Source organism: Allobosea sp. (assembly GCF_035944895.1).
In the GTDB taxonomy this organism is placed as follows: Bacteria; Pseudomonadota; Alphaproteobacteria; order Rhizobiales; family Beijerinckiaceae; genus Allobosea.
Genome location: NZ_DASZAT010000010.1, coordinates 729,781 through 742,738, shown reverse-complemented (window position 1 = coordinate 742,738; position 12,958 = coordinate 729,781). Strand labels below are relative to the sequence as shown.

Annotated in this window: 11 protein-coding genes; 7 read left to right on the top strand and 4 right to left on the bottom strand. The window is 67.6% G+C overall.

The window, feature by feature from the left end:
• Positions 1–46 precede the first annotated feature (46 nt).
• A complete protein-coding gene (locus VGV58_RS19160) occupies positions 47–601 on the top strand; it encodes a L,D-transpeptidase (RefSeq protein ID WP_326875624.1) in 555 nt (184 codons plus the stop codon).
• Here the strand turns inward: VGV58_RS19160 and VGV58_RS19155 are convergent.
• Positions 598–1,893, bottom strand: coding sequence for a DUF3422 family protein (locus tag VGV58_RS19155; RefSeq protein WP_326875623.1), 1,296 nt, complete (start codon positions 1,891–1,893; stop codon positions 598–600). The genes VGV58_RS19160 and VGV58_RS19155 overlap by 4 nt on opposite strands.
• 147 nt (positions 1,894–2,040) lie before the next feature.
• On the opposite strand from VGV58_RS19155, the gene VGV58_RS19150 reads away from it, so the two are divergent.
• The 4 genes from VGV58_RS19150 to VGV58_RS19135 all read left to right on the top strand — a co-directional run bounded on the left by VGV58_RS19150 (position 2,041) and on the right by VGV58_RS19135 (position 5,265).
• Positions 2,041–2,667, top strand: a complete 627-nt coding sequence (locus VGV58_RS19150; protein ID WP_326875622.1) for a hypothetical protein — start codon at positions 2,041–2,043, stop codon at positions 2,665–2,667.
• Between the two features lie 111 nt (positions 2,668–2,778).
• Positions 2,779–3,279, top strand: coding sequence for a hypothetical protein (locus VGV58_RS19145; RefSeq protein WP_326875621.1), 501 nt, complete (start codon positions 2,779–2,781; stop codon positions 3,277–3,279).
• A 295-nt stretch (positions 3,280–3,574) separates the two neighbouring features.
• Positions 3,575–4,501: an ABC transporter ATP-binding protein gene (locus VGV58_RS19140; RefSeq protein ID WP_326875620.1), complete on the top strand. Its 927-nt coding sequence runs from the start codon at positions 3,575–3,577 to the stop codon at positions 4,499–4,501.
• Positions 4,498–5,265 (top strand): ABC transporter permease, encoded by a 768-nt coding sequence (locus VGV58_RS19135; protein WP_326875619.1) that lies wholly within the window; start codon positions 4,498–4,500, stop codon positions 5,263–5,265. Before VGV58_RS19140 ends, VGV58_RS19135 begins: the two co-directional genes overlap by 4 nt.
• 16 nt (positions 5,266–5,281) lie before the next feature.
• On the opposite strand, the gene VGV58_RS19130 is transcribed toward VGV58_RS19135, so the two are convergent.
• The gene (locus tag VGV58_RS19130; RefSeq protein WP_326875618.1) at positions 5,282–6,964 is read right to left on the bottom strand and encodes a methyl-accepting chemotaxis protein; all 1,683 of its coding nucleotides are present in this window, start codon (positions 6,962–6,964) and stop codon (positions 5,282–5,284) included.
• 171 nt (positions 6,965–7,135) lie between these two features.
• On the opposite strand from VGV58_RS19130, the gene VGV58_RS19125 reads away from it, so the two are divergent.
• On the top strand, positions 7,136–8,758 hold the full coding sequence (locus tag VGV58_RS19125; RefSeq protein WP_326875617.1) for a peptide chain release factor 3: 1,623 nt from the start codon (positions 7,136–7,138) through the stop codon (positions 8,756–8,758).
• Positions 8,759–8,904: 146 nt separating this feature from the next.
• Positions 8,905–10,290 carry a hypothetical protein gene (locus tag VGV58_RS19120; protein WP_326875616.1) on the top strand — a complete coding sequence of 462 codons (1,386 nt, stop codon included), beginning with the start codon at positions 8,905–8,907 and terminating at the stop codon, positions 10,288–10,290.
• A gap of 15 nt (positions 10,291–10,305) precedes the next feature.
• Here VGV58_RS19120 and VGV58_RS19115 read toward each other — a convergent pair whose 3' ends face one another.
• Both VGV58_RS19115 and VGV58_RS19110 read right to left on the bottom strand, forming a co-directional pair.
• A complete protein-coding gene (locus VGV58_RS19115; protein WP_326875615.1) occupies positions 10,306–11,526 on the bottom strand; it encodes a serine/threonine-protein kinase in 1,221 nt (406 codons plus the stop codon).
• Positions 11,527–11,557: 31 nt separating this feature from the next.
• Positions 11,558–12,850 carry an adenylosuccinate synthase gene (locus tag VGV58_RS19110; protein WP_326875614.1) on the bottom strand — a complete coding sequence of 431 codons (1,293 nt, stop codon included), beginning with the start codon at positions 12,848–12,850 and terminating at the stop codon, positions 11,558–11,560.
• Between the last annotated feature and the right edge of the window lie 108 nt (positions 12,851–12,958).

Below are 12,958 nucleotides of genomic sequence, written 5' to 3'. Positions count from 1 at the left end.
TGCCTCTTCCGGTTAAATCCGGGCGGGGGGCGTTGCAGGGATCATCATGCTGCGCGCCATTGTTATCGTTTCGAGTCTCGCTTTCTGCGCACCCGCCTACGCCTATTCCAACGCGCTCAGCCGCGGTGTCGCAGACTTCCTCAACATCTTCAGCGAGCAGCCGGTGCCGCGTCAGGTCGTGCCCTGGAACGGCAAGCAGGCGCCCGGCACGGTCGTGGTCTCGACCAGCCAGAGGCGGCTCTATTACGTGCTCGGACAGGGGCAGGCGATCCGCTATGGCGTCGGCGTCGGCCGGCAGGGCTTCAGCTGGTCCGGCACCAAGATCGTCTCGCGCAAGCGCGAATGGCCGGACTGGCGCCCGCCGGCGGCGATGCTGAAGCGCCGGCCCGATTTGCCGCGCTACATGGAGGGCGGGATGGAGAACCCGCTCGGCGCACGGGCGATCTATCTGGGATCGAGCCTCTATCGTATCCATGGCTCGAACGAGCCCGACACGATCGGCGCCGCGGTATCCTCGGGCTGCATCAGGATGACCAATCGCGACGTGACGGATCTCTATGATCGCGTCAGGCCCGGGACCAAGGTCATCGTGCAGCGCTAGCTGTCGCGGTGGCCGTGCCTGATGCGCCGGACCATCAGCCAGACGCCGAGGATCGCGACCGGCACGAACAGCGCGGTCGCGACGCCGACATCGACAGGCAAGAAGCCGGCATCCTTGGCGCCCTTGGCGAGATAGCCGAACAGGCTGACGACATAGTAGCCGATCGCCGCGACCGAGAGCCCCTCGACGGTCTGCTGCAGGCGCAATTGCAGTCGGGTGCGGTCGTTCATCGCCGAGAGCAGGTCGCGGTTCTGCTGTTCGAGCGCGACATCGACGCGGGTGCGCAGGAGGTTGGCGGCGCGGGCGAGCCGACGCGACAGGTCGAGCTGGCGTTGCTGGAGCATGTTGCAGGTGCGCATGGCCGGCGCCATCCGCCGCGACAGGAAGGCGGCGATGGTCGGCCAGCCGCCATAGGGCGCCTCGTCGATCGCCTCCAGCCGCTGGCCGACGATGCTGTCATAGGCCCGGCTGGCGCCGAAGCGGTAGTTCGACGAGGCAGCTTCCGACTCCATCGTCGCGGCGATCGCGGTCATCTCGTCGAGCAGGGCATTGTCGGCGGCGAGCCCGTCGGTCTGCATCATCGTGCCGGCGATGCGGACCAGCGCCTCCTCGGTGCGGCGCACGGAGGGAGCGAGACGGTGAGCCTCAGGCAGGCCGAGCAAGGCGAGCACGCGATAGGTCTCGACCTCGAGCAGCCGCTGCGCCAGCGCGCCGGCCTTGGCCGGCGTCAAGGCCCGGTCGAGCACCAGGATGCGCACGAAGCCGTCGGCGCCTGCGCGAAAATCGGTCGCGGCGATCGCCGCCTCGCCATCGACCAGCGAGGCGGCGAGGCTGGCCGCATCGAATACGGCATCGAGCTCGGGCGCTGCCCGCTCCGGCAGCAGATGCAGATCGATCGCTGCCAGATGCGGGCCGGGCTGCGGCAGAGCGTGCATGCCGTGCGGCAGGACCGCGGTCGCGGGCAGGAAGGGAAGCATGCCGGGGGAGGACAGCTCCCAGGTATAGGTGGTGAATTCGCTGTGCTGCTCCCAGCGCAGGCTGGTTTCGCCGAGCCTGGTGCGATGGTGCTTCGCCCCCTCCGCCGGGCCGGGCACGCCCCGCTCGGCGCAGAAGCGGGCAAGGGCGTCGCGATCGGCGGCGGCTTGCGCCTGGTCGGTCATGAAGGCGAAGTGCAGCAGCCGCTGTGGCGTCGCCAGCGGCGCGAAAGGGCGGGCATGGATCTCGCCGAGGATCGCGCCACGCGAGGGATGTGCGGCCAGAGGTGGCGCAATGCTCTCTGTCGTCTGATCCATGCAGGCCAGCCCCCGCGTGTGCCTTTCGGCTTCTTCCGCACGCAAGGAGCTTGCCGGAAAGCGTCGCGAGCTGCGAGTCCGGCAAGGTGTCGCAAGGGTAGCTCGCTGGTGACATGATCCGGCGTCGCCACGACCTAGGGTCGCCACATGCCGCTGCCCAATCGCATCCGCCCCGATGGCTCGCTCTTCGCCGATCCGGCGCGCGGCCTGCTGTTCGGCAATCGCGGCGGCAAGTTTCATGACCCGGTGACCAAGGCGTTGCCGAGGCGGCTCTACGCCACGAGCCAGTGGATCTGCTGCGTGCTGTCCTTCAAGGGGCGCCAGCGCGACGTCTGGGGCCGCTACTACACCGAGCTGTTCTTCTGCGACGAGGTGACGGCGCTCGCCGCCGGTCACCGGCCTTGCGTCGAATGCCGGCGCAGCGACGCCCATGCCTACCGGGCGGCGCTGGTCGCCGGGCTTGGCCTTGCCGAGGTCCCACTCTTTCCCACCATCGACGAACGGCTCGATCGCGAGCGGCGCGACGGTAGGCGCAAGCGCTTGCACCGGATGCCGGCGGAGAGCCTGCCGGACGGCGCGATGATCGCCACCCCCGAGGGCGAGTTCCTGGCCTTGCGCGGCGACAAGGCCCTGCTCTGGTCGCCCTCTGGTTACGTCGCGAGCCGGCCGCGACCGTCCGGTCAGGTCGCCGTCGTCACGCCGCCGACGTCTCTGGCGGCGCTTGTGAACGGCTATCAACTTCTCTGGCACCCGAGCGCCAGCGAACTGGCCTGAACACCCCCTGCCTGCCTTGTCATCCCCGAGGGCTGTGGCACACCCTCGCGCCTGGCGGATCACGGTGCGCGCAGGGGCGCGGGACCCGGCCGATCCCGGGGGAGAACGCTCATGTTGCGGAAGACCATCCATGCGCTGGCCTTTGCGCTCGCCGGTTTCAGCGGCGTGCCGGCTTTTGCCGGAGCGCTGCAGATCACCGATGTCGATCCGATCGCGGTCGTCACCGTGCCGGATGCCTGGACCACCGCGAAGATCAAGCGCGGCGTCGAGATCAGGACGCCGGACGAGGAGATCTATCTCTGGTTCGAGCTGATCGCGCCCGCCGAACTCGACACGCTCCAGAAGGAACACAACGTCTACTTCGAGAAGGAAGGCGTGACGATCACCGGTGCCTCCGACACGGTGAAGCAGGAGGTCAAGGGCAAGGCCTGGTCGTTCACCGAGCTCAAGGCCAAGAGCAAGGACGGCGAGTCGCTGATCCGCTACATCGCGATCAATCCGAACGTTGCGAGCGGCAAGATCATCATGATGACCTATTGGGCCTCGCTAGAGGGCCACAAGACGCATGATGCGGCGATGTCGGCGATCATCGACAGCATCGCCTACAAGTGAGATTGCTGCCGGGCGGCGGAACCGCCGGCCCTCCCGCGACGTTGTCCCGTCATCTACATCCGATGACAATCAAGGGGTTAGCGTCGATGCGTTCGATCATTCTGTGGCTGGTGGGCGTTCCGATCCCGATCATCATCCTGCTCTGGTTCTTCATGCGCTGACAGGATCTGGTAGAAGGACTTGCTATGGCCGGGCTCGCCCGGCCATTCTTGTTTCGCGGGATGTCGTGCCGGCAGGGCGAAACGGCACCATCCTGCTTCATCCCTTTGCCGTGCTGCGAGTATAGCGTTCGCCCATGCAACCAATCATCCAGATATCCGGCCTGTCGAAGACCTATGCTTCGGGCTTCCAGGCGCTGAAAACCGTCGACCTCGACATCAGGCGCGGCGAGATCTTCGCCCTGCTCGGGCCGAACGGCGCCGGCAAGACGACGCTGATCAGCATCGTCTGCGGCATCGTCCGGCCGAGCACCGGCACGGTCCTCGCCGACGGCCACGACATCATCCGCGACTACCGCGCCGCGCGCAGCCGGATCGGCCTTGTGCCGCAGGAGTTGACCACCGACGCCTTCGAGACGGTCTGGGCGACGGTGTCGTTCAGCCGCGGCCTGTTCGGCAAGCCGAAGAACCCGGCCATCGTCGAGCGGGTGCTGCGCGACCTCTCGCTCTGGGACAAGCGCGACAGCAAGATCATGACGCTGTCGGGCGGCATGAAGCGGCGCGTGCTGATCGCCAAGGCGCTGGCGCATGAGCCGCAGATCCTGTTCCTCGACGAGCCGACCGCCGGCGTCGATGTCGAGCTGCGTCAGGACATGTGGAAGCTGGTGCGCCGCCTCCAGGAGAGCGGTGTCACCATCATCCTGACCACGCATTACATCGAGGAGGCCGAGGAGATGGCCGATCGGGTCGGCGTGATCAGCAAGGGCGAGATCATCCTGGTCGAGGAGAAGGCCGAACTGATGCGCAAGCTCGGCCAGAAGCAGCTCACCTTGCACCTCCAGGCGCCGCTTGCGGCGGTCCCCGAAGCGCTGTCCGGCTACGGGCTGACGCTGCAGGCGCAGGGTGAGGAGCTCGTCTACACCTACGACACCAAGGCCGAGCGCACCGGCATCACCGCGCTGATGAAGGACCTGGCCGAGGCCGGCATCCGCTTCAGCGACCTGCGCACCAGCCAGTCCTCGCTCGAGGACATCTTCGTCGGCCTGCTGAGGGCGAACGCATGAGCGTCAATCTCCACGCCATCAAGGCGATCTACCGCTTCGAGATGGCCCGCACCTGGCGCACGCCCCTGCAGAGCGTGCTCTCGCCGGTGATCTCGACCTCGCTCTATTTCGTCGTCTTCGGCGCGGCGATCGGCTCGCATATGCAGGCGATCGACGGCGTGCCCTATGGCGCCTTCATCGTGCCCGGCCTGATCATGCTCTCGCTGCTGACGCAGAGCATCGCCAACGCCTCCTTCGCGATCTATTTCCCGAAATTCGTCGGCACGATCTTCGAACTGCTCTCGGCGCCGGTCGCCTGGTGGGAGGCGGTCTTCGCCTATGTCGCGGCGGCGGCGACGAAGTCGGTGCTGCTCGGCCTGCTCATCCTCGCCACAGCCTTCCTGTTCGTGCCGCTGAAGATCGAGCACCCGATCTGGATGCTGCTCTTCCTGATCCTGACGGCGGCGACCTTCAGCCTGTTCGGCTTCATCATCGGCGTCTGGGCCGACGGCTTCGAGAAGCTGCAGGCAATCCCGCTCCTGGTGATCACGCCGCTGACCTTCCTCGGCGGCTCGTTCTACTCGATCGACATGCTGCCGCCGTTCTGGCGGGCGGTGACGCTGGTCAATCCGGTCGTCTACCTGATCAGCGGCTTCCGCTGGAGCTTCAACGGCACGGCCGATGTCGGCATCGCGGTCAGCCTGACCATGACGCTGGTCTTCCTCGGCGCCTGCATCGCGGTGATCGCCTGGATCTTCAAGACCGGCTACCGGCTCAAGAACTGAAGATCGGGCGGCTGCTTCACGCGGCCTTGATCTGACCGAAGAAGGTCGCGACGGCGCCGCGCAGCGCCTCCGCCTCGCGGGCGAGGTTCTCGGCGGTGCGCAGCGTGTCGGCGGCGGCGCCGGTCGCCTCGCCCGAGGCGGCGGCAAGGCTCACCAGCGCAAAGGCCGCGGTCGCGGCACCGTCGGCTGTTGCCTGGGCGTTGCGGGCGATCTCGGAGGTCGTGCTCTTCTGCTGCTCGGTCGCGGTGGCGATGGCGCCGGTATGCTGCGAGACGTCGGTGATCGTCGCGGCGATCGCGCCGATCGCGGCGACGGCGTCCCTGGCCTCGCCGCGGAAGGCCTCGATCTGACTGGCGATGCCATTGGTCGCCTCGGCGGTCCGGCTCGCCAGGGTCTTGACCTCGGCGGCGACGACGGCGAAGCCGCGCCCGGTCTCGCCGGCACGGGCGGCCTCGATCGTCGCGTTGAGCGCGAGCAGATTGGTCTGCTCGGCAATGTCGCGGATGAGGTCGATGACACTGACGATGCGCTCGGAGGCCTGCGCGAGACCGTCGACGCGCCGGCTCACGCCCTGTGCGTCTCGTGCAGCACTGCTGACCATGGCGCTCGCACGCGCCACGCGGTCGGCAATCTCGGCGATCGAGTTGGACAGTTCCTCGGCCGCGACGGCGACGTGCTGGACCTTGTCGGAGGCGTCCTGCGAGGCGTTCTGCGCTCCGTCGATCTGCACGGTGCGGGCGCTGGCGATCTCGCTGACCGCTCGTGCGGCGCCCTCCAGCGTGTGGGCACCGGTCTCGACGGTCTCCAGCGCGCCCGCGAGGCGGGCATCGAAGGCGGCGACCACCTCGGCGATCCGCTGCTGGCGCGCCGTGCGCCCGGCTTCGGCGTGCGCGGCTGCCGCTTCGAGTGTCTCGCGGGCCTGGGCGTGGTCGCGGAAGACCTCGACGGCGCGCGCCATGTCGCCGATCTCATCCTGACGCTGCACCAGCGGCACCGCCGTGATCGTCTCGGCATCGGCGAGGCTGCGCATCGCCGATGCCAGCCTCTGCAGCGGGCGCGCGACGCGCCGGTGCACGACCAGCAAGGTGAGGATCAGGCCGATCAGGATCAGCGCGCTGCCGATGCCGATCTGCAGGTCGACGCTGTCGCGCTGCAGGGCGGCGAGCCTGACATCGAGTGCGGTGCTGCGGCTGTCATAGTTGCCCGCGATCCGCTTCAACGTCTCGTTGAGCGCCTTGCGGTTGTCGCGATTGGCATCGTCATTGCCGGCTGCGCGCGCCGCTGCCGTGGCGCCCTGGCGCCCGAGCCGAACGATCTCGCGCCGGAACTGGATGAATTCCCGGACACGCGCTTCCAGGAGTTCGAAGTCGGCCCGTTCCTGTACCTCGACCAGCGGCAGCCACTCGGCCATCAGCAGTTCGATCTCGGTGAGGTTCTGCAGCAGCGGCGGGGCGAAGCGCTCCGCTCCTATGGCGCCCTCGCTCATGTAGATCCCGCGCGATTCCATGACGACGGCGTTGACCAGCCCATTGATCCGCTCGGCGATGGCGGAGCGATGCGTGACCGACTGCATCTCGTTGGTCATCGTGGCATAGCGGCTGAGGCTGTGGACGCCGAGGCCAATGGCGAGGGCGGCGGCGATGACGAGAAGCGATATCGCGGCGAGGATCTGGCTCGAGATGGTGCGCAGCGTGGCCATCTGTGTCGCGAAACGGCAGGCCGCGGCTTTGTCTCGGTGCGCAGCGAGGGACCCATCGCCCATAAGGCCATGGTTTGGTTAAATTTGCGTTGGGAGCGCAGGCGGACCACGACGCCGTGATGACACCTCGCCCGATTGACAGGAGGGGCGGCATCCTGTCTTGACCACGCCATGACCGATCTTTCGACCATCGACAGCGCGGCGGCTGCCGCGGCGCCCCATGCGCGCCGGCGCACCTTCGCCATCATCTCGCACCCGGACGCGGGCAAGACCACGCTGACCGAGAAGCTGCTCTATTTCGGCGGCGCCATCCAGCTCGCGGGCGAAGTCCGCGCCAAGGCCGGCCGGCGCCAGACATCCTCCGACTGGATGAAGATCGAGCGCCAGCGCGGCATCTCGGTCGTCACCTCGGTGATGACCTTCGAATATGACGGGCACGTCTTCAACCTGCTCGACACGCCCGGCCACGAGGACTTCTCGGAAGACACCTATCGAACCCTCACGGCGGTCGACAGCGCCGTGATGGTGATCGACGCCGCCAAGGGCATCGAGGCGCGCACCAAGAAGCTGTTCGAGGTCTGCCGCCTGCGCGATATCCCGATCGTCACCTTCATCAACAAGGTCGACCGCGAGACCCGCGATCCCTTCGACTTGCTCAACGAGATCGAGACGACGCTGGCGCTCGACGTCGCGCCGATGACCTGGCCGGTCGGGCGCGGGCGCGAGTTCGTCGGCACGCTCGATCTCGCCTCGAACACCCTGCGTCGCAACCAGAAGGGCGACGAGAGCGACGCCGGCCAGAAGGTCGACGGCGAGGACGACAAGCTCTTCGACGAACTCCTGCCCCATGGCGCTGTCGACACCTTCCGCGAGGAGGTCTTCCTGGCGCGCGAGGGCTGCAAGCCCTTCGACCTCGAGGCCTTCCGCGAGGGCCATCTGACGCCGGTCTATTTCGGCGCGGCGCTGCGCGACTATGGCGTGCGCGACCTCATCGACGCGCTGGGCAAGCTGGCTCCGAGCCCGCGGGCGCAGGCGGCCGACAAGCGGCCGATCGAGGCGGGCGAGCCGAAGATGACCGGCTTCGTCTTCAAGATCCAGGCGAACATGGATCCGAACCATCGCGACCGCATCGCCTTCATGCGGATCTGCTCGGGCAAGCTCTCGCGCGGGATGAAGGCCAAGCTCGTCCGGACCGGCAAGCCGATGCCGATCAATGCGCCGCAGTTCTTCTTCGCCCGCGACCGCTCGATCGCCGAGGAGGCCTTTGCCGGCGACATTGTCGGCCTGCCGAACCATGGCTCCCTGCGCATCGGCGACACGCTGACCGAGGGCGAGGACATCGTCTTCCGCGGTGTGCCGAGCTTCGCCCCGGAAATCTTGCGCCGCGTCAAGCTCAAGGACGCGATGAAGGCCAAGAAGCTGCGCGAAGCGTTGCAGCAGATGGCGGAGGAGGGAGTGGTCCAGCTCTTCCTGCCGCATGACGGCGCCCCTGCCATCGTCGGCGTCGTCGGCGCGCTGCAGCTCGACGTGCTCAAGGAGCGCATGGAGGCGGAGTATTCGCTCCCCGTCGATTTCGAGCCCTGCCAGTTCGCGATCGCACGCTGGATCTCGAGCGACGACAAGGCGGCGCTGCAGAAGTTCACCGCTGCCAAGCCGTCCTCGATGGCGGATGATCTCGACGGCGACCCGGTCTTCATGGCCTCGTCGCAGTTCACCCTGAAATACGACGCCGAGCGCGCGCCCGAGATCAGCTTCTCCGACGTGAAGGACTACCAGAAGGTCTCGGGTGGCTGAGTCGCCGGGCGGCAGCCGCATATGTGCTGCCGCCAAATGTCCTGATCGATGGTAAGCGTGGCGCCCTCCCGCGGAGATCGGTCAGGCCCATGCGACAAGACGGTGAGGTTCCCAGGCGATCACGGCGACGGCGCGGGCTCAGGCTATTGGCAGCCGCTGCGGCCTTGCTTGCTCTCGTCGCGGTCCCGCTTGGCCTCATCCTCTATTCGACGCTGAAGCCCTATCCGGCGGCGAGCGTTTCCGCGGTCGGCTCCCAGCGTGATAGGAACCTGCAGGACCTCGCCCATCTGCGCCGCCTGCCGGAGGTCGAGCGCAGCTTCACCGCCGAAAGTCGCGTGGCATTCGACCGGGCGATTGCCGCGCTCGAACCGCGCGCCGGCGACCTCGACCGGGCCGGCCTGGCGATGGCGGCGGCGAAGGCCGTGGCTTTGGCCGACAACGGCCATACCAATGTGCTCGGGCTTGCCGGCGATCATGGCTTCAACGCCGTGCCGATCCGGCTCGGCTGGTTCGCCGACGGGCTGTTCGTGATCGCGACCGACGAGGACAGGCGCCATCTCCTCGGCGGACAGATGCTCGGCGTCAACGGTCGCACGACCGCCGCATTGGCCGAAGCCCTGCGTCCCTATGTCGGCGGGCCCGCAAATCTCGCCCGGGAACTCGTGCCGAACGTCCTGATCTCGCCGGAGCTGCTCCATGCGGCCGGCCTGGCCGCGACGGCGGATGGCAATCGCTTTGAGATACGCTTTGCGGATGGGGCCGTCGGCTCGGTCGAACTCGTCGCCAAGGCGGCCACTCGGCCATCTCAGGAGCGCCTTGTATGGCCAAGCGACAATCTGGCTCCGCCAGCTCGATCGAGCGGATGGCGACATGTTCTCGATGGCGTCACCTTGCCGGCTTATCTGACGCATCTCGACACGAATTACTGGCACGCCTATCCGGCTGACGATCTGCTCTATGTCCAGATCAACCGTGTGAGCGATCAGGGGCCGGTCGACCTGCCCGCCTATCTGTCCGGGATGCTCGACGAAGCGGCGAAGAAACCCATTCGCAATGCCGTCGTCGATCTGCGTTTCAATCCCGGCGGCAATTATATGTTGACGGCCGATTTCACGCGCCGGCTGCCGGAGTTGCTGCCTGCGTCCGGCAGGCTTTTCGTCCTGACCAGCGCACACACCTTCTCTGCGGCGATCAGCACTGCGGCAAGGTTGAAATATTTCGCTGGAGCGCGCGCCATCCTCGTCGGCGAGGCGATGGGCGACCGCTCGCAGTTCTGGGGCGAGGGAGGGCGCACGCAACTGCCGAACGCGAAGATCGCGGTGCGCTACACCACCGCCTTCCATGATTGGGAGCGAGGCTGCAGCCTGTCGCAGATCACGACCTGCTTCCTGCTCAACTACATCTACGGCGTGCCGGCCGGCGATCTCCAGCCGGCCGTAACCATTGCGCCTGGTTTCGCCGACTATGCCGCCGGCAAGGACCCCGTGATGGTCGAGGTCATGCGGCAGCTGGCAGTGCAACGGGAGCGCTGAGGCGCCCGGTTCGCCTCAGCCCTGCCAGCGGTTCAGCGCATCGCCGATCGTCTGGTTGCCGGCGCCGCCCTTCTCGAAGGTGATGATGCCACGCCGGCCGGAGTTGAAGCGGATCGGCAGGTCGATCCAGTTGCGGTTGCGCAGCAAATCGAGATTGCGTTCGGACTCGACCGGAACGTTCGAGAGGGCCGCCACGAACAGGTTCTCGCCCAGCGCCGAGGAGATCGCCGAGAGCGGCGCGCCGCGCTCGCCCTCCTCGAGCTTGAACTGCGGTACGCCGACTTCGCGGATCGCGTCGTTCGCAGCCTCGCCCGAAGTGGTGAAGCGCATGCCGATGATGTGCGAGGCCGGGAAGGCGCTATCGGTGTTGCGCCGGATGGTGAAGTCGAGCGAGAGCCCGGCATCGGCGATCTCGATGGTGGCGCGCACGATCGTCTCGACCGGCCGGCCGGGACCGGCGCTGTCGCTGTCGAGCCGCCAGAGCACGCGGCCCTGCACGGTGCGGGGCTGCTGCGGGGTCTCAGGCACCTCGATATAGAGGATGGCGCGCTGGGCGACGGCGATGTCGCTGCCGGGCTGGGCGCCAGCCTGCTGGCTCGGGCGCTGGCCGGAAGGCTGGCTCGGCGTCGGGGCGGTCTCCCCGCCGGCGCGCTCGTTGATCTTGCCGGCCTGGTCCTGCTGCGCCGGGGGGGCCTGGGTTTCGACGCGCGGGCGGACCTGCTGGTCCTGCGGGGCGACCTTGTTGACGTAGTAGGCCGCGCCGGCGATCACCGCGACGGCGAGCGCAACACCACCGCCGACGATGGCCGTGCGGACATGGCCAGGGTTGACGCTGCGCTTGCGCGGCGGTGCGACGCGTGGGCGGATTGGCTGGGCTTCGTCACGAGCGGCCTGCTCCTCGAAGCGCGGCGGTTCCTGCGATACCGCAGGGCGCGGCTTCGGCTCCGGCCGCGCGGGCGGCGTCGCTGGAGCAGCCGGCGGCTCGTCCAGCGGGAGCGGCGGCAGGCTCGGCTCGATCGCCTCGGCGAGCGCAATCTCCGCCTCGATGCGCGACACGGCCTCATCGAGCGAGAGTCGCTCGCGGGTGATGTCGGCTTCGGAAAGCGGTGGGTCGAGGCTGCGCAATTGCGCGAGCAACGCCGTACGCGCGCGATCGTAGACGGCGCGGCGTGCTTCCGGAGACTTGTCGGTCAGTCCGGCGATCGCACGCGCCAGAATGGGGTGGAAATCGGCCATTGGCCTCACATGTCCGGGTTGGCCCGGCCCGTCAACCCTCGAACGGGTTCTGGACCAGGATCGTATCGTCGCGCTCGGGGCTGGTCGACAGCACCGAGACGGAGGCGCCGATCAGTTCCTCGATGCGGCGCACATATTTGATCGCCTGCGCCGGCAATTCGGCCCAGGAGCGGGCGCCGGCGGTCGAGCCCTCCCAGCCCTCGATCACCTCGTAGATCGGCTCGACCCTTGCCTGGTCGCGCTGGCCCGCCGGCAGGTGCTCGAGGATCTCGCCGTCCAGCTTGTAGCCGGTGCAGACCTTGATCTCCTTGAAACCGTCGAGGATGTCGAGCTTGGTCAGCGCGATGCCGTCGATGCCGGAGGTCTTGACCGTCTGGCGCACCAGGCAGGCGTCGAACCAGCCGCAGCGGCGCTTGCGGCCGGTGACGACGCCGAATTCCTTGCCCTTCTGGCCGATCAATTCACCGATCTCGTCGAAGAGCTCGGTCGGGAACGGGCCTTCGCCGACGCGGGTGGTGTAGGCCTTGGCGATGCCCAGCACATAGCCGACGGCGGAAGGGCCGAGGCCGGAGCCGGTCGCGGCCTGGCCGGCGACGATGTTGGAGGAGGTCACGAAGGGATAGGTGCCGTGGTCGACGTCGAGCAGGGCGCCCTGCGCGCCCTCGAACAGGATGCGCTTGCCGGCGCGGCGCTCGGCATCGAGCAGGGCCCAGACCGTGTCGGCATAGGGCAGCACCTGCGGCGCGATCTCGGTCAGCTGCTTCAGCAGCTCGACGCCGTTGACCTCGTCGATGCCGAGGCCGCGGCGCAGCGCGTTGTGATGGGCGAGCAGGCGCTCGATCTTGGCCTTGAGGACGGTCTCGTCCTTGAGGTCGATGACGCGGATGGCGCGCCGGCCGGCCTTGTCCTCATAGGCCGGGCCGATGCCGCGCTTGGTGGTGCCGATCTTCAGCGCCGAGTTCGAGGTCTCGCGGAAATGGTCGAGCTCGCGGTGCAGCGGCAGGATCAGCGTCGCATTGTCGGCGACGCGCAGGTTCTCAGGCGAGATCGCGACGCCCTGGCCACGCAACCGGGCGATCTCCTCGACGAGATGCCAGGGATCGACGACGACGCCGTTGCCGATCACCGAGAGCTTGCCGGGGCGCACGATGCCCGAGGGCAGCAGCGAGAGCTTGTAGACGGTGCCGTCGATGACGAGGGTATGGCCGGCATTATGGCCGCCCTGGAAGCGCACCACCACATCGGCCTGGCTCGACAGCCAGTCGACGATCTTGCCCTTGCCCTCGTCGCCCCACTGGGCGCCGACCACGACCACGTTCGCCATGGGGATGATTCCCTCTCGCTGACTTACAGGGTCGGCGCGGATTCCCATCGCTCGATCGGAAACACGCCGACGCAAGCGCCCGCACGAACAAAAACCCCGGCGCAAGGC

Coding starts and splice junctions, on each gene's coding strand:
- VGV58_RS19160 (WP_326875624.1), top strand. CDS start 47: ATGCTGCGCGCCATTGTTATCGTTTCGAGTCTCGCTTTCTGCGCACCC.
- VGV58_RS19155 (WP_326875623.1), bottom strand. CDS start 1,893: ATGGATCAGACGACAGAGAGCATTGCGCCACCTCTGGCCGCACATCCC.
- VGV58_RS19150 (WP_326875622.1), top strand. CDS start 2,041: ATGCCGCTGCCCAATCGCATCCGCCCCGATGGCTCGCTCTTCGCCGAT.
- VGV58_RS19145 (WP_326875621.1), top strand. CDS start 2,779: ATGTTGCGGAAGACCATCCATGCGCTGGCCTTTGCGCTCGCCGGTTTC.
- VGV58_RS19140 (WP_326875620.1), top strand. CDS start 3,575: ATGCAACCAATCATCCAGATATCCGGCCTGTCGAAGACCTATGCTTCG.
- VGV58_RS19135 (WP_326875619.1), top strand. CDS start 4,498: ATGAGCGTCAATCTCCACGCCATCAAGGCGATCTACCGCTTCGAGATG.
- VGV58_RS19130 (WP_326875618.1), bottom strand. CDS start 6,964: ATGGCCACGCTGCGCACCATCTCGAGCCAGATCCTCGCCGCGATATCG.
- VGV58_RS19125 (WP_326875617.1), top strand. CDS start 7,136: ATGACCGATCTTTCGACCATCGACAGCGCGGCGGCTGCCGCGGCGCCC.
- VGV58_RS19115 (WP_326875615.1), bottom strand. CDS start 11,526: ATGGCCGATTTCCACCCCATTCTGGCGCGTGCGATCGCCGGACTGACC.
- VGV58_RS19110 (WP_326875614.1), bottom strand. CDS start 12,850: ATGGCGAACGTGGTCGTGGTCGGCGCCCAGTGGGGCGACGAGGGCAAG.